The 19,875-nt window shown below is 61.1% G+C and carries 14 protein-coding genes; 10 read left to right on the forward strand and 4 right to left on the reverse strand.

The window, feature by feature from the left end:
* Positions 1–48: 48 nt before the first annotated feature.
* The 3 genes from dksA to thpR all read right to left on the reverse strand — a co-directional run bounded on the left by dksA (position 49) and on the right by thpR (position 1,934).
* Entirely contained in the window at positions 49–504 is a 456-nt protein-coding gene (gene dksA, locus ACMGF7_RS11640; RefSeq protein WP_004937569.1) for an RNA polymerase-binding protein DksA, read from the reverse strand.
* A 183-nt stretch (positions 505–687) separates the two neighbouring features.
* The gene (gene sfsA, locus ACMGF7_RS11645; protein WP_004937572.1) at positions 688–1,395 is read right to left on the reverse strand and encodes a DNA/RNA nuclease SfsA; all 708 of its coding nucleotides are present in this window, start codon (positions 1,393–1,395) and stop codon (positions 688–690) included.
* Entirely contained in the window at positions 1,392–1,934 is a 543-nt protein-coding gene (gene thpR, locus ACMGF7_RS11650) for an RNA 2',3'-cyclic phosphodiesterase (RefSeq protein WP_015379023.1), read from the reverse strand. Before thpR ends, sfsA begins: the two co-directional genes overlap by 4 nt.
* 190 nt (positions 1,935–2,124) lie before the next feature.
* Between thpR and hrpB the strand changes: the two genes are divergently transcribed.
* The 7 genes from hrpB to ACMGF7_RS11685 all read left to right on the forward strand — a co-directional run bounded on the left by hrpB (position 2,125) and on the right by ACMGF7_RS11685 (position 13,830).
* Positions 2,125–4,563 carry an ATP-dependent helicase HrpB gene (gene hrpB, locus ACMGF7_RS11655; RefSeq protein WP_197763854.1) on the forward strand — a complete coding sequence of 813 codons (2,439 nt, stop codon included), beginning with the start codon at positions 2,125–2,127 and terminating at the stop codon, positions 4,561–4,563.
* 118 nt (positions 4,564–4,681) lie between these two features.
* The gene (mrcB, locus tag ACMGF7_RS11660) at positions 4,682–7,183 is read left to right on the forward strand and encodes a bifunctional glycosyl transferase/transpeptidase (RefSeq protein WP_016930056.1); all 2,502 of its coding nucleotides are present in this window, start codon (positions 4,682–4,684) and stop codon (positions 7,181–7,183) included.
* A gap of 251 nt (positions 7,184–7,434) precedes the next feature.
* Positions 7,435–9,627, forward strand: a complete 2,193-nt coding sequence (gene fhuA, locus ACMGF7_RS11665; RefSeq protein ID WP_049239907.1) for a ferrichrome porin FhuA — start codon at positions 7,435–7,437, stop codon at positions 9,625–9,627.
* Positions 9,628–9,674: 47 nt separating this feature from the next.
* The gene (fhuC, locus tag ACMGF7_RS11670; protein WP_049239906.1) at positions 9,675–10,472 is read left to right on the forward strand and encodes a Fe3+-hydroxamate ABC transporter ATP-binding protein FhuC; all 798 of its coding nucleotides are present in this window, start codon (positions 9,675–9,677) and stop codon (positions 10,470–10,472) included.
* A complete protein-coding gene (gene fhuD / locus ACMGF7_RS11675) occupies positions 10,472–11,380 on the forward strand; it encodes a Fe(3+)-hydroxamate ABC transporter substrate-binding protein FhuD (protein ID WP_021504740.1) in 909 nt (302 codons plus the stop codon). Before fhuC ends, fhuD begins: the two co-directional genes overlap by 1 nt.
* Positions 11,377–13,365 carry a Fe(3+)-hydroxamate ABC transporter permease FhuB gene (gene fhuB / locus ACMGF7_RS11680; RefSeq protein WP_164095565.1) on the forward strand — a complete coding sequence of 663 codons (1,989 nt, stop codon included), beginning with the start codon at positions 11,377–11,379 and terminating at the stop codon, positions 13,363–13,365. The genes fhuD and fhuB overlap by 4 nt, the downstream gene beginning before the upstream one ends.
* A gap of 312 nt (positions 13,366–13,677) precedes the next feature.
* Complete coding sequence (locus tag ACMGF7_RS11685) at positions 13,678–13,830, forward strand: Hok/Gef family protein (protein WP_004937594.1); 153 nt, start codon at positions 13,678–13,680, stop codon at positions 13,828–13,830.
* Positions 13,831–13,955: 125 nt separating this feature from the next.
* Here the strand turns inward: ACMGF7_RS11685 and metK are convergent, their stop codons facing one another.
* The gene (gene metK / locus ACMGF7_RS11690) at positions 13,956–15,110 is read right to left on the reverse strand and encodes a methionine adenosyltransferase (protein WP_049241925.1); all 1,155 of its coding nucleotides are present in this window, start codon (positions 15,108–15,110) and stop codon (positions 13,956–13,958) included.
* Between the two features lie 908 nt (positions 15,111–16,018).
* On the opposite strand from metK, the gene speA reads away from it, so the two are divergent.
* From speA to ACMGF7_RS11705, 3 genes are all read left to right on the forward strand, one after another.
* Entirely contained in the window at positions 16,019–17,995 is a 1,977-nt protein-coding gene (gene speA / locus ACMGF7_RS11695; protein ID WP_004937600.1) for a biosynthetic arginine decarboxylase, read from the forward strand.
* Positions 17,996–18,189: 194 nt separating this feature from the next.
* A complete protein-coding gene (gene speB, locus ACMGF7_RS11700) occupies positions 18,190–19,110 on the forward strand; it encodes an agmatinase (RefSeq protein WP_004937606.1) in 921 nt (306 codons plus the stop codon).
* A 336-nt stretch (positions 19,111–19,446) separates the two neighbouring features.
* Positions 19,447–19,599, forward strand: a complete 153-nt coding sequence (locus ACMGF7_RS11705) for a Hok/Gef family protein (RefSeq protein ID WP_004937610.1) — start codon at positions 19,447–19,449, stop codon at positions 19,597–19,599.
* The last annotated feature ends 276 nt before the right edge of the window (positions 19,600–19,875 follow it).

The raw sequence follows: 19,875 nt of genomic DNA on the forward strand, positions 1-19,875 counted from the left end.
CTCTGTGCGGCGCACGCGGGTGCGCACGCCGCAGCGATAACAACGGTATTAGCCGGCCATCTGCTTTTCGCGGATCTCAGCCAGCGTCTTGCAGTCGATGCACAGATCGGCGGTCGGACGCGCTTCGAGGCGACGAATACCGATCTCCACGCCACAAGATTCGCAGTAGCCGAAATCATCGTCTTCCACTTTCTTCAGCGTTTTTTCGATCTTTTTGATCAGTTTGCGTTCACGGTCACGGTTACGCAGTTCAAGGCTGAACTCTTCTTCCTGAGTGGCACGGTCGGCCGGATCAGGGAAGTTGGCTGCCTCTTCTTGCATATGCGATACAGTACGGTCCACTTCGTCCCTGAGCTGGTTGCGCCACGCTTCAAGAATGCGCTTGAAATGCGACAACTGGGCGTCGTTCATGTACTCTTCGCCCGGCTTCTCTTGGTACGGCTCCACCCCAGCGATGGCGAGAATGCTCAAGGACGAGGTTTTACGGTTTTGCCCTTCTTGCATGTTGCTTCTCCTACATACACACGCACTATCGAATCCCCAATGCGGGGGAAAAACAGGCCGCTATAAATAACAGAAGGAAGGTAGGTTGGCAATTATTCCTGTCGCCCGCTTGACAATCGTGTGAAGGAGGGCGTATTTGGCGATCGTGCTGGCCGGTTGTCTATTTATAGGGACCCGACTGCGCTAATCGATAAAAAACGGCAGCTTATCGCAGAGATAAATACCGTCAGGTGATAACTTTGCCCCGTAGCAAACCACTTCCACTCCCAACTGCCGGACCTGTGCCAACAGCGCCGCATAGCGCTCATCTATATGATGTGCCGGTGCGACCTGCTCAATACCGCTGTGTAACACGGCAAAGAACAACACCGCCCGTTGCCCGCTTTCAACCACGCTGAGCAACTCACGCAGGTGCTTTTGCCCTCTGAGCGTTACCGCATCAGGAAAGTAACCACGTTGTTGTTGCAGTAATGTGACTGACTTAACTTCAATATAGCAGTTAACCCGATTTTCTGCCTGTAATAACAAATCGATACGGCTGTTTTCACCGCCGTATTTCACCTCGCCGCTGATTTTACTGTAACCGGATAATTCATTGATTAAATTATGTTCAATCGCCTCGCGCACCAGCGCGTTGGCGCGCAGGGTATTGACGCAGATCCAGTGCCCTTGTTGGGTATGGGTCAACTCCCAACTGTGGGCGTATTTGCGCTTGGGATTGTCCGAGGTGGAGTACCAAACGGTATCGCCGGGCGTGGCGCAGCCGGTCATGGCGCCGGTATTGGCGCAGTGCAGCGTAAAGGTTTCCCCTTCCGGGGTGATCACGTCCGCCAGAAAGCGTTTGTAACGTTTGATCAGCGTAGCGGAACGCAGCGGTGGAGAGAAAATCATGCGGATGCCTGTTTGGCCAGCGGCCACTGTTCGAGGTGTTGATAGCGGGTGCGGCCGTTTTCGAACACCGACTCATATAAGGAAAAGGCGTCGGCGCTGAACGCCCAGCCCGGCGTCGCCGGCGGGAGCGCCACCGGCTGAGTGGCGGCGCGCAGCAGCGTGATGTGCGGATGGAACGGCAGCGCGCTTTGATGGCAGCCGTTGCGGGCGGCCTGCGAACGCAGCAGCTCGGCCAGCTGCAGCAGCCCGCGCGGCGCGCGGCGGGTGCCGAGCCAGACCACGCCGGGGCGCGGCCAATGGCCGAGATCGTCGAGCCGCATGCTGAAGCCGGGTTGCACGATGCGGCCGGCCAGTTTGCGCAGCGCCAGTTCTTTCTGCGCGCTGACCTCGCCGAGAAACGCCAGCGTCAGGTGCAAATTGGCCGCCGCCACCGGCCGGCCGGCCCCCGGCGCAAACGCCTCGGCGCGCCAGCGGATCACCTGCTGTTGCAGGGCGTCAGGCAAGGACAGGGCGAAAAACAGGCGGCGCGAATTGGACATAAGGACTCGGCAAATGCATGACAAAACGGTCGGGAACAGCGGTAAACGTTACTGGTAGCGGCCCCGCGAGCGGCGCGGCGCACGAATGAGCTCCGTACTATAGCTAACGACGCCGCAGTTTGAAAGGCTACGGGGACAAAGCTAATGCTACACTGTACGCCGTTTAACGCTAACCACTACGGAGAATTCAGTGTCTTCATTGCCCGTCAGCGCAGTGCTCGATGAGTTGCTGGCTGCGCTGCAGTCTGCCCCGCAGGTGCTGTTGCACGCCCCGACCGGCGCCGGTAAATCCACCTGGTTGCCGCTGCAGATCCTGGCTAAGGCCGGGTTGCCGGGGCGCATTATCATGTTGGAGCCGCGGCGGCTGGCGGCGAAAAACGTCGCCTATCGCCTGGCGCAGCAACTGGGGGAGGAGCCTGGTCAGACCGTGGGCTACCGCATGCGCGCCGAAAGCAAAAGCGGGCCGCAAACCCGACTGGAAGTGGTGACGGAAGGCATTCTCACCCGCATGCTGCAGCAGGATGCCGAGCTGCAGGGCGTGTCGTTGGTGATCCTCGATGAGTTCCATGAACGCAGCCTGCAGGCCGATTTGGCGCTGGCGTTGCTGCTCGACGTGCAGCAAGGGCTGCGCGACGATCTGAAACTGCTGATCATGTCGGCCACCTTGGATAACGCTCGCCTGTCGCAGTTGCTGCCGGAAGCGCCGGTAGTGGTGTCTGAGGGGCGCAGTTTCCCGGTTGAACGCCTGTATCAGCCGTTGGCCAGCCATCAGCGGCTGGAGGACGGCGTAGCGGCGGCGGTGAAGCGGTTGCTGGCCGAACAGCCGGGATCTTTGCTGCTGTTCCTGCCGGGCGTGGCGGAGATCAATCGGGTGCTGGAGCGATTGACCGGCGAGGTGGAGAGCGATACCGATCTTTGCCCGCTGTATGGTGCCTTGCCTCTGGCGCAACAGCAAAAAGCGATTCAGCCGGCGGCGCCTGGCCGCCGCAAGGTGGTGCTGGCGACCAACATCGCCGAAACCAGCCTGACGATCGAGGGCATTCGGCTGGTGGTGGACAGCGGCCTGGAGCGCGTGGCGCGTTACGACGTGCGCAACGGTTTGACACGGCTGGCGACGCAGCGCATCAGTCAGGCCTCGATGGTGCAGCGCGCCGGGCGCGCCGGGCGCCTGGAGCCAGGCCTTTGCTGGCATCTGTTCGTCAAAGAACAGGCGGAACGCGCGGCGGAACATGCCGAACCGGATATTTTACAGAGCGATCTCACCGGCTTCTGGCTCGAACTGTTGCAGTGGGGTTGCCACGATCCGGCGCAGCTGACCTGGCTTGATGCGCCGCCGGCGGCGGCATTGGCGGCGGCCAGGGCGCTGTTGCGCCGGTTGGGGGCTACGGATGACGGCGACAAACTCACCGCGCCGGGGCGCCAGATGGCCGCGTTGGGGTGCGAGCCTCGGCTGGCGGCGATGCTGGTTGCCGGCGCGACGCTGAGCGCCGACGGCCTGGCGGCGGCGGCGTTGTTGGCGGCGTTGCTGGAAGAACCGCCGCGCGGCGGGCAGATGGATATCGGTTATTGGCTGAGCCGCCCGCAAGCGAACTGGCGGCAGCGCGCGGCGCAGTTGGCCAAACGCCTGCCGCAACGTGCGGGGCAAGTCGACGTCGAGTTGGCGCCGCGCCTGTTGGCGTCGGCATTTGCCGATCGCATCGCCCAGCGCCGTGGCCAGGACGGCCGCTACTTGCTGGCTAACGGCATGGGGGCGGCGATGAACCAGGATGAGGCGCTGTCGCGCGCGCCCTGGCTGATCGTCCCCAGCCTGTTGCAGGGCCACAACAGCCCCGATGCGCGTATCCTGTTGGCGTTGCCGGTGGACATCGAAGCGCTGGCGGCGCAGCTGCCGGCGATCGTCACGCCGCGTACGGCGGTGGAGTGGGATGAAGAGAAGGGCACGCTGCGCGCCTGGAAGCGCCAGCAGATCGGCCGTCTGACGCTGCGTGCCCAGCCGCTGGCCAAACCGGCGGACGAAGAGCTGCAGCAGGCGCTGCTCGATTGGGTGCGCGCGCAGGGGCTGGCGGTGCTCAACTGGGAGGGCGCCGCCGAACAATTGCGGGTGCGCCTGCAGTGCGCGCAAGCCTGGCTGCCGGAGGCGGAGTGGCCGGCGATGGATGAAGAGCCGCTGCTGGCGGCGCTGGATCAGTGGCTGCTGCCGTCGCTGAATGGCGTGCGCGATCTGCGCGGCTTGAAGCAGGTCAACATCGCCGAGGCGCTATCCCGCCTGCTGGACTGGCAGCAAAAGCAGCGGCTGGATAATGCGCTACCCACTCATTACACTGTGCCGACCGGCAGCCGCCTGCCGATCCGTTATGAGGCCGGCAAACCGCCGGCGCTGGCGGTGCGTTTGCAGGAGATGTTCGGCGAGCAGCGCAGCCCGATGTTGGCGGAGGGTCGCATCCCGGTGGTGCTTGAGTTACTCTCACCGGCGCACCGGCCGTTGCAAATCACCGGCGATCTGGCGGCCTTCTGGCAAGGCGCCTACCGCGAGGTGCAAAAAGAGATGAAGGGCCGCTACCCGAAACACGTGTGGCCGGACGATCCGGCCACGGCGGTACCGACGCGCCGAACGAAGAAATATCAGTAGGTCGCGATCATTCAAGGTTTGGAATTCAGATGTTTCTTCTGGTCAGCGCTGCGGCGTCGGCACAGATTAAGCGACTAATCACGGCCGGCAGTGTCGGCAAGCTCGGAGAACAACAGCCATGGCTGGGGATGACCGCGAGCCCATCGGGCGCAAAGGAAAACAACCAAAAAGCACCGCGTCGCGCAAGCCGCCGCGCCGTCGCCGAGACGACGATTATGACGATTACGAAGAAGACGAGTATGACGATGATGAGTATGAAGAGGAGGAGGAACGCATGCCGCGTAAGGTAAAAGCGACTCCGCCGCGTAAAAAACGCCGCTGGCTCGGCCTGATTATCAAACTGATCCTGGTGCTCGCCGTCCTGTTGGCGATCTACGGCGTCTATTTGGATTCCCAGATCCGCAGCCGCATCGACGGCAAAGTCTGGCAATTGCCGGCGGCGGTGTACGGCCGCATGGTCAACCTGGAACCGGGCATGCCGTACAGCAAGAAGGAGATGGTCAACCTGCTGGAAGGCATGCAGTATCGCCAGGTCAGCCGCATGACGCGTCCGGGCGAGTTTACCGTACAGGCCAACAGTATCGAGATGCTGCGCCGCCCGTTCGACTTCCCGGATGGTAAAGAAGGGCAGATCCGCGCCCGCCTCGATTTCCAGAACAACCGCCTGGCGAAGATCGAAAACCTGGACAGCGGCCGCAGCTTCGGCTTCTTCCGCCTCGATCCGCGTCTTATCACCATGCTGCAGTCGCCGAACGGTGAACAGCGCCTGTTCGTGCCGCGCTCCGGTTTCCCGGATCTGTTAGTGGATACGCTGATTGCCACGGAAGACCGCCACTTCTATGAGCATGACGGCATCAGCCCGTACTCCATCGGCCGCGCGGTGCTGGCCAACCTGACCGCCGGCCGTGCGGTGCAGGGCGGCAGTACCCTGACGCAGCAGCTGGTGAAGAACCTGTTCCTGACCAACGAACGTTCGTTGTGGCGTAAGGCCAACGAAGCCTATATGGCGCTGTTGGTCGATTACCGTTACAGCAAAGACCGCATCCTGGAGCTGTATCTGAACGAGGTGTACCTCGGCCAGAGCGGCAGCGACCAGATCCGCGGCTTCCCGCTGGCCAGCCTGTATTACTTCGGCCGCCCGGTGGACGAGCTGAGCCTCGATCAACAGGCGCTGCTGGTCGGCATGGTCAAGGGCGCGTCACTGTACAACCCGTGGCGTAACCCGAAACTGGCGCTGGAACGCCGCAACCTGGTGCTCAAACTGCTGCAGAACCAGGGTGTGATCGACGGCGAGCTGTATGACATGCTGAGCGCGCGTCCGCTGGGCGTACAGCCGAAAGGCGGCGTCATTACGCCACAGCCGGCGTTTATGCAGATGGTGCGTCAGGAACTGCAAACCAGGCTGGGCGATAAAGTGAATGACTTGTCCGGGGTGAAGATCTTCACCACGCTGGATCCGGTGTCGCAAGACGCGGCGGAAAAAGCGGTCGAAGACGGCATCCCGGCGCTGCGCGCCGCGCGTCACCTGCAGGATCTGGAGGCGGCGATGGTGATCGTCGATCGCTTCAGCGGTGAAGTGCGCGCCATGGTCGGCGGCGCCAACCCGCAGTTCGCCGGTTTCAACCGCGCCATGCAGGCGCGCCGTCTGGTCGGCTCGTTGGCCAAGCCGCCGACGTATCTGACCGCGCTGTCCGAACCGGATAAATACCGCCTCAACACCTGGCTGGCGGATGCGCCGCTGTCGCTGAAACAGCCGAACGGCGCCGTCTGGCAGCCGAACAACTATGATCGCAAATTCCGCGGTCAGGTGATGCTGGTGGATGCGTTGGCCAACTCGCTGAACGTGCCGACGGTGAACCTCGGCCTGTCGGTCGGGCTGGATCAGATCAGCGCCACGCTGCAACGCCTGGGCATCCCGAAAGCGGAGATCAACCCGGTGCCTTCGATGCTGCTGGGGGCGATCGGCCTGACGCCGATGGAAGTGGCGCAGGAGTACCAGACCATCGCCAGCGGCGGTAACCGTGCGCCGCTGTCGGCGGTGCGTTCGGTGATCGCCGAAGACGGCACGGTGCTGTACCAGAGCTTCCCGCAGGCGGAGCGCATGGTGCCGGCGCAGGCCGCTTACCTGACGCTGTACGCGATGCAGCAGGGCGTGGCGCGCGGGACCTCCCGCTCGCTGTCGGTGAAGTTCCCGAACTACAACCTGGCGGCGAAAACCGGTACCACTAACGATCTGCGCGACAGCTGGTTCGCCGGCATCGACGGCAAGGAAGTGGCGATCGCCTGGGTCGGGCGCGATAACAACGGCCCGGCCAAGCTGACCGGCGCCAACGGCGCGTTGACCCTGTATCGCCGCTATCTGGAAAACCAGACGCCGCTGCCGCTGATGCTGCAGCCGCCGGAAGGCATTAACCAGATGAGCATCGACTCTGCCGGCAACTTTATCTGCGGCGGCGGCAGTTGGCGCACCATCCCGGTCTGGACCGACAATCCGCAGGGATTGTGCCAGGCCAGCCAGGCGGCGGTGCAGCAACAGCAGCAACAGCAACAACCGGCGGCGGGTGAGCAAAAAGATGGCGATGGCGTCGCCGGCTGGATCAAGGATATGTTCGGCCAGTAATCGCTACCGGGGCGTCGGCCCCGGTGAAAGTTTTTTCTTTGTTATTAAGCCCGTAACCTTGGTTGCGGGCTTTTTTATTTTTCCGCTCGTTTTATTTCCCTGTTAACCGCAAGGCTAAGCGCCTAATCCTTAACCTATTTGCCCTATGAATTCGGCTTGCAGTTTAATTTGGCTTCTGCATAAAATGCGACGCTTATAATAATTATTATCGTTTACATTCGTCATTTAATAATTCATCAGAGAAATAAATCATGCTTACCAAGCGTCTTTCATCATCCGCGGCCAAGCAGGGCCGTCTCCCCGTCAACGCGTTAGCGATCACCGTCGCTGCGGCGTTGGGCACGCTGGCGATGCCGGCTTTTTCCGCCGACGCCAAGCCGGCCGCCAAGGAAGACACGATTACCGTTGTGGGCGGTAGCAACACCGCCCAGCAGGAAAGCGCCTGGGGGCCGGTCGGCACCTATGTCGCCAAGCGCAGCGCCACCGGCACCAAAACCGATACGCCGATCGAGAAGAACCCGCAGTCCGTTTCCGTGGTAACGCGTGAAGAGATGGACATGCGCCAACCGGATACGGTGAAGGGCGCACTGGCCTATGCGCCGGGCGTATTCGCCAGCCGTGGCAGCTCCACGACCTATGACGCGGTGGCAATCCGCGGCTTCCCGGCCACCAACACCACCCAGTATCTGGATGGCCTGCGGTTGCTGGGCGACAACTACAGCGAAGCGTCCATCGATCCTTATTTCCTCGAACGCGCCGAACTGCTGCGCGGCCCGGTCTCGGTGCTGTACGGCAAAAGCAACCCGGGCGGTTTGGTCTCGATGGTCAGCAAGCGGCCAACCACCGAGCCGCTGCGCGAAATCCAGTTCAAGATGGGCAGCGACAACCTGTTCCAGACCGGTTTCGATTTCAGCGACGCGCTGGACGATCAGGGCATCTATTCCTATCGCCTGACCGGTCTGGCGAAAGACAGCGATACGCAGCAAAACATGAGCAAAGAGAAGCGCTATGCGATCGCGCCGTCCTTTAGCTGGCGCCCGGATGACAAAACCAACTTCACGCTGCTGGCCAACATTCAAAACGATCCCTATACCGGTTATTACGGCTGGCTGCCGAAGCAGGGCACGCTGATCCCGTTGCCGGACGGCAGCAAACTGCCGACCGATTTCAACGAAGGTGAAGCCAGCAACTATATGGCGCGCAAGCAGCGGATGATTGGGTACAGTTTCGAACACGCCTTCAACGATACCTGGGCGGTGCGCCAGAACCTGCGTTATATGCAGGTGGACACCGATATGAAGAGCATCTACGGATTTGGCTTGTCATCACCGACGACGATCAATCGCGCTTATGTTCAGTCGAAAGAGCACCTGAACAATTTTGCGGTTGATACTCAGGCGCAGGCGAAGGTGAAAACCGGCGATATCGACCATACGCTGTTGTTTGGCGTAGATTATTCGCGTATGCGCAACGATATCAATTCCGACTATGGTTCCGCAGACGGCCTGAGCATGACCCAGCCGCAGTATGGCAATGATGTGGTCAATATCAACTTCCCATACAAGTATTTGAACCGTCAGGAGCAAACCGGCCTGTATGTGCAGGAGCAAGGGGAGTGGAACCAGTGGCTGTTGACGCTGGGCGGGCGCTATGACTGGGCGAAAACGTCGGCCAATAACCGCGTTCTCGGGTACACCAACGAACGCTCCGATGGGCAGTTTACCTGGCGCGGCGGATTGAATTACCTGTTCGACAACGGCGTGACGCCGTATTTCAGCTACAGCGAGTCGTTTGAACCAACCCTCGATACGTCAATCAACGGCCAGACCTTTAAGCCCTCTATCGGCAAACAGTATGAGGCCGGTGTGAAATACGTGCCGAAGGATCGCCCAATCGTGCTGACCGGCGCGCTGTACCAACTGACTAAGAACAACAACCTGACGCCGGATCCGGATAACGCGCAGTTCAGCGTGCAGAGCGGCGAGATCCGCTCGCGCGGCGTGGAGCTGGAAGCCAAGGCGGCGTTGAACGCCAACGTCAACCTGATCGCCTCCTATACCTATACCGATGCGAAGTACACCAAGGACAACACTTACCAGGGTAAACCGACCGTCGAGGTGCCGAAACACATGGCTTCGCTGTGGGCGGATTATACCTTCCACGAAACGGCGGTGAGCGGCCTGACGCTGGGCTCCGGCGTGCGTTATGTGGGTTCCAGCTCGAGCTTCAACAGCGATAACTCCGCCTTTAAGGTGCCGGATTACACGCTGGTGGACGCTACCATTAAATACGATCTGGCGCGCTTTGGCCTGCCGGGTTCGTCCGTGGGCGTCAACATCAACAACCTGTTCGACAAGACCTACGTGTCGAGCTGCTACCGCGACTACGCCTGCTACTGGGGCGCAGAACGCCAGGTGGTCGCCACCGCAACCTTCCGTTTCTAACCGGATAGCCGGGGCGGCGCCGCGTCGCCCCGGACAAAGCAGGATCTATGCAGGACAAACTTCTTAATCCCGGCGCGACCTTCGCGCTGGATAACGCCAGTTTCGCCGTCCCCGGCCGGGTGCTGCTGCAACCGCTGTCGCTCAGTTTTCCCCAGGGCAAAGTCTGTGGCCTGATCGGCCATAACGGTTCCGGTAAATCCACCCTGTTGAAACTGCTCGGGCGGCACCATGCGCCCAGCGGCGGCCAGGTCTTGCTCAATCAGCAGCCGTTGGTGCAGTGGGACAGCAAATCCTTCGCCCGCCAGGTGGCCTACCTGCCGCAGCAGTTGCCGGCGGCGGAAGGCATGACGGTGCGCGAGCTGGTGGCCGTCGGCCGTTATCCGTGGCATGGCGCGCTGGGGCGTTTTGGCGCCAACGATCGTCAACAGGTGGAAGAGGCCATCGCGCTGGTGGGCTTGAAGCCGTTCGCCAACCGGCTGGTGGACAGCCTTTCCGGCGGCGAGCGCCAACGCGCCTGGCTGGCGATGATGGTGGCGCAGGACAGCCGCTGCCTGCTGCTCGACGAGCCGACTTCGGCGCTGGATATCGCGCACCAGGTCGAGGTGCTGGCGCTGATCCAGCGCTTGAGCCGCGAACGCGATCTTACGGTGATCGCCGTACTGCACGACATCAACATGGCGGCGCGCTACTGCGACCATTTGGTGGCGCTGCGCGGCGGTGAAATGATCGCCCAGGGCGGCCCGCTGGAGCTGATGCAGGGGCCGGTGCTGGAGCAAATTTACGGTATTCCTATGGGCACGTTGCCGCATCCGAGCGGCGGCGCGCCGGTGAGTTTTGTCTACTGATGTCCTCTGCATTCACTTCTTCTCACGATCCGCTGCGCCGCCGTTTGTTGATGGCGCTGGCGCTGTCGCCGCTGTTGGGTTCGTTGCCCGGCCGAGCGGCGGATGCGCCGCCGGATATCGCGCGCGTTGCGGCGCTGGAATGGTTGCCGATCGAGCTGCTGTTGGCATTGGGCGTGACGCCGCTGGCGGTGGCCGATGTGCATAACTATAACCTGTGGGTGGCGGAGCCAAAGCTGCCGGCGACGGTGGTCGACGTCGGCCAGCGCACCGAACCGAACCTCGAACTGCTGCAGCAACTGCAGCCTTCGCTGGTGTTGTTGTCGCAAGGCTATGGCCCGACGCCGCGCAAAATCCAACCCATCGCGCCAACCATGAGCTTCGGCTTCAACGACGGCAGCGGCAAACCGCTGACCGTCGCCCGCCAGTCGCTGCTGGCGCTGGGTCAGCGGTTGGGCATAGAAAGCCGGGCGGTAAACCACCTGGCGCAGTTCGACAGCTTTATGCAGGACGCGCGTCAGCGCCTGCAAAGCTACACCCGGCAACCGCTGCTGTTGTTTTCTCTGATCGACACGCGCCATGCGCTGATCATCGGCCAGAAAAGTCTGTTCCAGGAAGCGATGGATCAACTCGGCATTCGCAATGCCTGGCAGGAGCCAACCGACTTTTGGGGCACGGCGGTGGTGGGGATTGAACGATTGGCCACGGTGCGTAACGCCCGGGTCATTTATCTCGATCACGGCAATCAGGCGATGATGGACAAGGTCAGCGCGACGCCGCTGTGGCAGTCGTTGCCCTTCGTGCGGCAAAACCAGCTGCGGCAGGTGCCGGCGGTGTGGTTCTATGGCGCTACGCTGTCGACGATGCGGTTTTGCCGCCTGTTGGCGCAGGCTCAGGAGAGTGCGTCATGAATGCGGGCATCCGGAAATTGCCGCTGACGCTGATCTTGCTGTTGCTGGCGGCGGCAGGCGGTTTGACGATATATAACCTGGTGCAGCAGCTGCCGCCGGCGCAATGGGTGCGGGCGCTCAGCGCGCCGGACATCGACGACGTGCGGCAAATGCTGTTCCATTACAGCCTGCTGCCGCGGTTGACGGTGTCGCTGTTGGCCGGCGCCGGTCTGGGGTTGGTTGGCGTGCTGTTCCAGCAGGTGTTGCGCAATCCGTTGGCGGAACCGTCGACGCTCGGCGTGGCCGCCGGCGCGCAGCTCGGCCTGACCATCGCCACGCTGTGGGTGCTGCCGGGGGGCGAGTTCACCCGCCAGTTGGCCGCTATGATGGGGGCGATTGTGGTGGGCGGGCTGGTGTTCGGCGTCGCCTGGGGCAAGCGGATGTCGCCGGTGACGCTGATTCTGGCCGGGCTGGTGCTGGGACTTTACTGCGGCGCGGTCAACAGCCTGCTGGCGCTGTTTCATTACGATCAACTGCAGGGCATGTTCCTGTGGGGCACCGGCGCGCTGAACCAACAGGACTGGAGCGCGGTGCAGTTCCTCCTGCCGCGTTTGCTGGTGGCCGGTGCGCTGGCGGCGCTATTGCTGCGCCCGCTGACGCTGCTGGGACTGGACGACGGCGTGGCGCGCAACCTGGGCCTGGGGCTGTCGATGGCGCGCTTCTGCGCCCTGGGGCTGGCCATTATCTTCAGCGCCATGCTGGTGAGCGCGGTGGGCGTTATCGGCTTTATCGGCCTGTTTGCGCCGCTGATGGCGAAGATGCTGGGCGCGCGCCGTCTGGCGCACCGCATGATGCTGGCGCCGTTGCTGGGGGCGCTGTTGCTGTGGCTGACCGATCAGGTGATGCTCGGGGTGACGCAGGTGTGGCGCGAGATCCCGACCGGTGCGGCCACCGCGCTGTTCGGCGCACCGCTGCTGTTGTGGCTGTTGCCGCGTTTGCGCAGCGCCGCCACGCCGCCGCCGATGAACCTTGGCGACAAGGTGCCTGCCGAGCGCGGGAATCTGCCCGGCTGGATCCTGCTGGGTGGCCTCGTATTGCTGATCGGCCTGACGCTGGCGCTGATGCTGGGTAAAAATGCCGGCGGCTGGCACTGGAGCCTGGGGGCAGAACTGGACTCCCTGCTGCCGTGGCGCTGGCCGCGGGTGCTGTCGGCGTTGGCGGCGGGCATGATGCTGGCGGTCGCCGGCACGCTGATCCAGAAGCTGACCGGCAACCCGATGGCCAGCCCGGAAGTGTTGGGCATCAGTTCCGGCGCCGCTTTTGGCGTCGTGATGATGTTGTTTATGGTGCCGGGCGACGCCTTCGTTTGGCTGCTGCCCGCCGGCAGTCTGGGGGCGGCCGTTACGCTGCTGATCATCATGATCGCCGCAGGCCGCGGCGGTTTCTCGACGGAACGCATGCTGCTGGCCGGCATCGCGCTCAGCACCGCCTTTACCACCGTCATCTTCCTGCTGTTGGCGAGCGGCGATCCGCGTATGGGGGGCTTGCTGACCTGGCTCTCCGGCTCGACCTATTCGGTGGAGCCAGCGCAGGCGCTGCGCACCGCGCTGGTGGCCGCCGGCCTGATGGTATTGGCGCCGCTGTGCCGCCGTTGGCTGACCATCCTGCCGCTCGGCGGCGCTACCGCTCGTTCGGTGGGGATCGCCTTGACACCTGCGCGATTGACCATCCTGTTGCTGGCCGCCACGCTGACCGCCATGGCGACTCTGACCGTGGGGCCGCTGAGCTTTGTCGGGCTGATGGCGCCGCATATGGCGCGCATGCTGGGCTTCCGCCGCGCGCTGCCGCAGATGGTGATCGCCGCGCTGCTGGGCGGCTTGCTGATGGTGTTTGCCGACTGGTGCGGGCGGATGCTGCTGTTCCCGTATCAGATCCCCGCCGGGTTGCTGGCGACCTTTATCGGCGCGCCGTACTTCGTTTATCTGTTGCGCAAGCAGACGTCGTAATCGGCATCTCGGCCGTGCTTTTTCTGCCATCAAGGGCTCAGCGGCGCTGAGCCTTTTTTTATTTTTCATGGTGTTGTAAGGCGCTGCGAGCGGCTGCGCAAAAATGATATTGCGTGCGAAAAGGAACACGAGGCGTGGTGGTGAGATGAATATACTGCGGGCGGGTGCTCTGGATCTTTGTCTCTGGAGCCCGAGCGAAAGATACAAAGAGAAAAGCCCCGAGTCGATATTCATCAACCCGAGGCCTACTCTAACGCATCACAACGTTAAGTTAGCCTCTTACCCGCCGCGAGGCAAGGAGAAGAAGGCATGATGCCGAACAAACGGAGCCTGTTAAAATTGGTGGTTATTTGTGCCACGGTAATATCACTGGCATGGATAACCCGCAGCTCGCTGTGTGAGCTGCGGATCCGATCGGGCACTACGGAGGTTGCGGCCATTTTGGCTTACGAATCCGAACGGTAAGGCAACCCGGCGGCGGGGGCTTTGCCTCCGCTTGCTGGCAGTCGATGCGTTGATCCGGGAGCACCCATCCGCTCAAAAAAAAACGGCGAGACTTGGCTCGCCGTTTTTCATGTTGATGTCGGGGCTTATTTCAGGCCGGCGGCATCGCGCAGCAGCTCAGCCTTGTCGGTCGCTTCCCACGGGAAGTGCTCGCGGCCGAAGTGGCCGTAGGCGGCGGTTTCGCGGTAGATCGGCTGCAGCAGATCCATCATCTGGATCAGGCCGTATGGGCGCAGATCGAAGAATTCGCGCACCAGCAGCGTCAGCTGTTCGGTTGGCACTTTCTCGGTACCGAAGGTTTCCACCATGATGGAAGTCGGTTCCGCTACGCCGATAGCGTAAGAAACCTGGATCTCGCAGCGATCGGCCAGGCCGGCGGCGACGATGTTTTTCGCCACGTAGCGCGCCGCGTAAGCCGCGGAACGGTCAACCTTGGACGGATCCTTACCGGAGAAGGCGCCGCCGCCGTGGCGAGCCATGCCGCCGTAGGTGTCGACGATGATCTTACGGCCGGTCAGGCCGCAGTCGCCCATCGGGCCGCCGATAACGAAACGGCCGGTCGGGTTGATGTGGTATTTGGTGCCCGCCGTCAGCCATTCAGCCGGCAGTACCGGCTTGATGATCTCTTCCATCACCGCTTCTTGCAGATCTTTCAGCGCGATGTCTTCGGAATGCTGAGTGGACAGCACCACGGCGTCGATGCCGATGATTTTGCCGTCGTCGTATTGGAAGGTCACCTGGCTCTTCGCGTCCGGGCGCAGCCACGGCAGGGTGCCGTTTTTACGCACTTCGGACTGGCGCTGCACCAGACGGTGCGCGTAGGTGACAGGCGCAGGCATCAGCACGTCGGTTTCGTTGGTGGCGTAGCCAAACATCAAGCCCTGATCGCCGGCGCCCTGCTCGAGAGGATCGGTACGGTCAACGCCCTGATTGATATCCGGGGATTGCTTGCCGATGGCGCTCAATACTGCGCAGGAGTTGGCGTCAAAGCCCATGTCCGAATGAACGTAGCCGATCTCGCGCACGGTCTTGCGGGTGATCTCTTCGATATCGACCCAGGCGCTGGTGGTGATTTCACCGCCGACCAGGACCATGCCGGTTTTCACGTAGGTTTCGCAGGCGACGCGCGCCTTCGGATCTTGTTCCAGGATGGCGTCGAGGACGGCATCGGAGATCTGATCGGCGATTTTATCGGGATGCCCTTCGGAGACGGATTCGGACGTGAAGAGGTGTTTAGCCATTGTGTTCTTTACCTTGCATAAGACGGGTTAGAAATTACTGCACAGCGCTGGAGATCCGGCATCGAAGCGAAGGGTCTTCCGCTGATGGCGCGAGATGCATCCTGCAACGCCCCTCAGGCAAAGCCGTTAAGCAGTTTATCAGTTAACCAGTATAGATGGATTAACATCTGGACGTCTATTTTAGGTCAGGGTTTAGCCAGATTGCCAGTAATTTTTTGCGCTTTCGCTCTTTTGCGCAAACGGGTTGGCGCCATTTTCATCGCTTGAAACAGTTTTCGGCGAATTTTCATTTTGCTTTTTCACCTGCTTACCGGTATAAACTGCGCGCGCGGTTCATTTGCTGCACAGTACGGCGGTCTGGCGTGGGGGAAGGTACGATAAACTTCCGCTTTGCATTCGCCGGCATTGCGCTATTATCCGTCGCGGGCGTTCGCCATGGCGCCGCCGCTTCATCGAACGGTCACGTTCTTACACTATTTTAGAGGCTGGGTCGTTCACTCCGAACGGCGCGCGTGGAGGTGGTTGGATTAATGATCCGTTGTCTACCGGTTGTTGGTTCCCAACAGCAGTGCCGTTCTGGCGCACATTCTTCTGCTATTTCCCGTCTTGTCTCTCTGTCACTTACCAGGTGCGATAAACACTTGGCCGCTACTCAGGATTCTCGGGCCGGCTAACGGTCGTCTGAAGAACTGAACAAGGGTAGCCTGCAGCCTTCCTGTGGGATGTTTCTTGGCCCGATTCACGAGGTTTGAACAGGGTGTCTTACAATTATATGAGTGATAAACCGATCGCTGACCGCGAACGGCAGTTCTCTTCGCTGCCGCCGGCGCGGCTTGTTGGGTTGTTCTCGCGGGTTGTAGCTGCGATAGTGGCTGACGGTTTCGTCAGTACGGAATGTGAGGCGAACCATGTCTGATGATCTGTTGATTCACCGTCCGCCGGTTGCGGGCGAGTCTTTATCTTTGCGCTCCATGCAGGAGGTTGCCATGAATGATCGTAATGCCAGCAAGATGCTGCGTACTTATAACGTCGCCTACTGGGGCAACAATTACTATGACGTCAACGAGCTGGGCCATATCAGCGTGTGCCCGGATCCGGATGTCCCGCAGGCGCGCGTCGATCTGGCAGAACTGGTGAAAACGCGCCAGCAAGATGGCCAACGTCTGCCGGCGCTGTTCTGCTTCCCGCAGATCCTTCAGCATCGCCTGCGTTCGATCAACGCCGCGTTCAAACGCGCGCGCGAGTCCTTCGGTTACCAGGGCGGCTATTTCCTGGTGTATCCGATCAAGGTGAACCAACATCGCCGCGTGATTGAATCGCTGGTGAATTCCGGCGAACCGCTGGGGCTGGAAGCCGGCTCCAAGGCCGAGCTGATGGCGGTGCTGGCGCATGCCGGCATGACCCGCTCGGTGATCGTCTGTAACGGTTATAAAGATCGTGAATACATTCGCCTGGCGCTGATCGGGGAAAAACTGGGGCACAAGGTGTACCTGGTGATCGAAAAGATGTCCGAGATCAACCTGGTGCTGGAAGAAGCCGAACGCTTGAACGTCATACCGCGCCTGGGCGTGCGTGCGCGTCTGGCGTCGCAAGGCTCCGGCAAATGGCAGTCGAGCGGCGGCGAAAAGTCCAAATTCGGTCTGGCGGCGGTGCAGGTGCTGAAGCTGGTGGAGACCCTGCGCGAAGCGGGCCGTCTCGACAGCCTGCAGTTGCTGCACTTCCACCTGGGCTCGCAGCTGGCCAACATTCGCGATATCGCCACCGGCGTGCGCGAATCGGCGCGCTTCTACGTTGAGCTGCACAAGCTGGGCGTCAACATTCAGTGCTTCGACGTGGGCGGCGGTTTGGGCGTCGACTACGAAGGCACCCGTTCGCAGTCCGATTGCTCGGTCAACTACGGCCTGAACGAATACGCCAACAACGTGATTTGGGGCATCGGCGACGCCTGTAACGAACACGGCCTGCCGCACCCGACGGTGATCACCGAGTCCGGCCGCGCCGTGACCGCGCACCACACGGTGCTGGTCTCCAATGTGATCGGCGTAGAGCGCAACGAATTCAGCGAACCGCAGCCGCCGGAAGCCGATGCGCCGCGCGCGCTGGAAAGCATGTGGGAAACCTGGCTGGAAATGAACGAGCCGGAAAACCGCCGCTCGCTGCGCGAATGGTTGCACGACAGCCAGATGGATCTGCACGACGTGCATACCCAATACGCGCACGGCATGCTGGACCTGACCAAGCGCGCCTGGGCCGAGCAGCTGTATCTGAACATCTGCAACAAGATCCAGCAGCAGCTCGATCCGAGCAACCGCGCGCACCGCCCGATCATCGACGAATTGCAAGAGCGCATGGCGGACAAGTTCTACGTCAACTTCTCGCTGTTCCAGTCGATGCCGGATGCCTGGGGTATCGATCAACTGTTCCCGGTGCTGCCGCTGGAAGGGCTGGATAAGCCGCCGGAAGGCCGTGCGGTGCTGCTCGACATCACCTGCGATTCCGACGGCACCATCGACCATTACGTCGACGGCGACGGCGTGGCGACCACCATGCCGATGCCGCCGTACGATCCGGAGAACCCGCCGGCGCTGGGCTTCTTCATGGTCGGTGCGTATCAGGAGATCCTCGGCAACATGCACAACCTGTTCGGCGACACCGCCTCGGTTGACGTGTACGTGTTCCCGGACGGCAGCGTCGAGACCGAATTGTCCGACGAGGGCGACACCGTGGCGGACATGCTGGAGTACGTGCAGCTCGATCCGAGCGCGCTGCTGTCCAAATTCCGCGATCAGGTCAAAGAAACCGATCTGGACAGCGAGCTGCAGGCGCAGTTCCTGGAAGAGTTTGAAGCCGGCCTGTACGGCTACACGTATCTGGAAGACGAGTAACCGCCCTCTTCAGGGGGGCGATGTCGGCCCCCTTGAAGCACGAACAAAATGCGGCCATAATCTGCCGTATCGGTAGCACCGAAACACACATCGAATAAATCCCTTTCTCGTCGGGCTAACGACGCGGGAGGGATTTTTTTTTGTAACGGCCCGGCGTCTGCGCCCGGCAACTTGTTGAACTACGAGGGTTTACTATGAGCACCTTAGGCCATCAGTCCGATAATTCATTAGTGTCCAACGCCTTTGGTTTCCTGCGCTTTCCGCTGAACTTCATGCCTTACGACAGCGATGCAGAGTGGGTCATCACCGGCATTCCGTTTGACATGGCGACCTCCGGCCGCGCCGGCGGCCGTCATGGCCCGGCGGCCATCCGTCAGGTGTCCACCAACCTGGCCTGGGAAGGCAATCGTTGGCCGTGGAGCTTCGATCTGCGCGATCGCCTGAATGTGGTTGACTGCGGCGACATCGTGTTCAACTTCGGCGATGCGCAGGACATGAGCGACAAGCTGCAGGCGCACGCGGAGAAACTGCTGAAGGCCGGTAAGCGGATGCTCTCGTTCGGCGGCGACCACTTCGTCACCCTGCCGCTGCTGCGCGCGCACGCCAAGCATTTCGGCAAGCTGGCGCTGGTGCACTTCGACGCCCATACCGATACCTACGCCAACGGCAGCAAGTTCGACCATGGCACCATGTTCTATCATGCGCCGAACGAAGGCCTGATCGATCCGCATCACTCGGTGCAGATCGGCATTCGCACCGAGTTCGATCATGACAACGGCTTTACCGTACTGGACGCCGCGCAGGTGAACGATCGCAGCGTGGACGACCTGCTGACGCAGATCAAAGGCATCGTCGGCGATATGCCGGTGTACCTGACCTTCGATATCGACTGTCTGGATCCGGCGTTCGCACCGGGCACCGGCACGCCGGTGATCGGCGGGCTGACCTCCGATCGCGCGCTGAAACTGGTGCGCGGCATGCAGTCGCTGAACATTGTCGGCATGGACGTAGTGGAAGTGGCGCCGGCTTATGACCAGTCCGAGATCACCGCGCTGGCCGCGGCGACGTTGGGTCTGGAGATGCTGTACCTGCAGGCGGCCAAGAAACACGCCTGACGCCAGGCCACGCCTCGCTGAAAAAGCGGCTCCCATCGAATTGGGGCCGCTTTTTTTATTTCGTTTGTCGCCATCCGCGCGGCGATTTTCAGCCTGTTGCAACGCCTTTGCGCAATCCTGCGCAGAAATGAAAAAGAGTCAGGAAAAAGGGAGCCGGGATAGCGGGGTGGATGAATATACTGCGCGCGGGTGCTCTGGATCTTTGTATCTGGAGCCTGCGTGAAAGGTACAAAGAGAAAAGCCCCGAGTGATATCCATCAACCCGAGGCCTACTCTAACGCCCAACAACGTTAAGTTAGCCTCTTACCCGCCGCGAGGCAAGGAGAAGAAGGCATGATGCCGAACAAACGGAGCCTGTTAAAATTGGTGGTTATTTGTGCCACGGTAATATCACTGGCATGGATAACCCGCAGCACGCTGTGTGAGCTGCGGATCCGATCGGGCACTACGGAGGTTGCGGCCATTTTGGCTTACGAATCCGAACGGTAAGGCAACCCGGCGACGGGGGATGTCCCCCGTCTGCTGGTTGTTGGCGTCCAGATCCCTGAGCACCCTCTCAACGCTTTCGGTTTTTCCTCCCTTGCGGTCATCAACAGAAAGTTAATAAATTAATTTTATTTGTTTTTTATACGTTTCTCTGTGCAAGCCCAGCAATGGCATGAGGTTTGTCATCAATCTCCGCTTTTTTTATTTCGTTTGTCGCCATCCGCACTGCGATTTTCAGCCTGTTGCAACGCCTTTGCGCAATCCTGCGCAGAAATGAAA

Source organism: Serratia sp. BNK-17 (genome assembly GCF_048684935.1).
Lineage (GTDB): Bacteria > Pseudomonadota > Gammaproteobacteria > Enterobacterales > Enterobacteriaceae > Serratia > Serratia nematodiphila.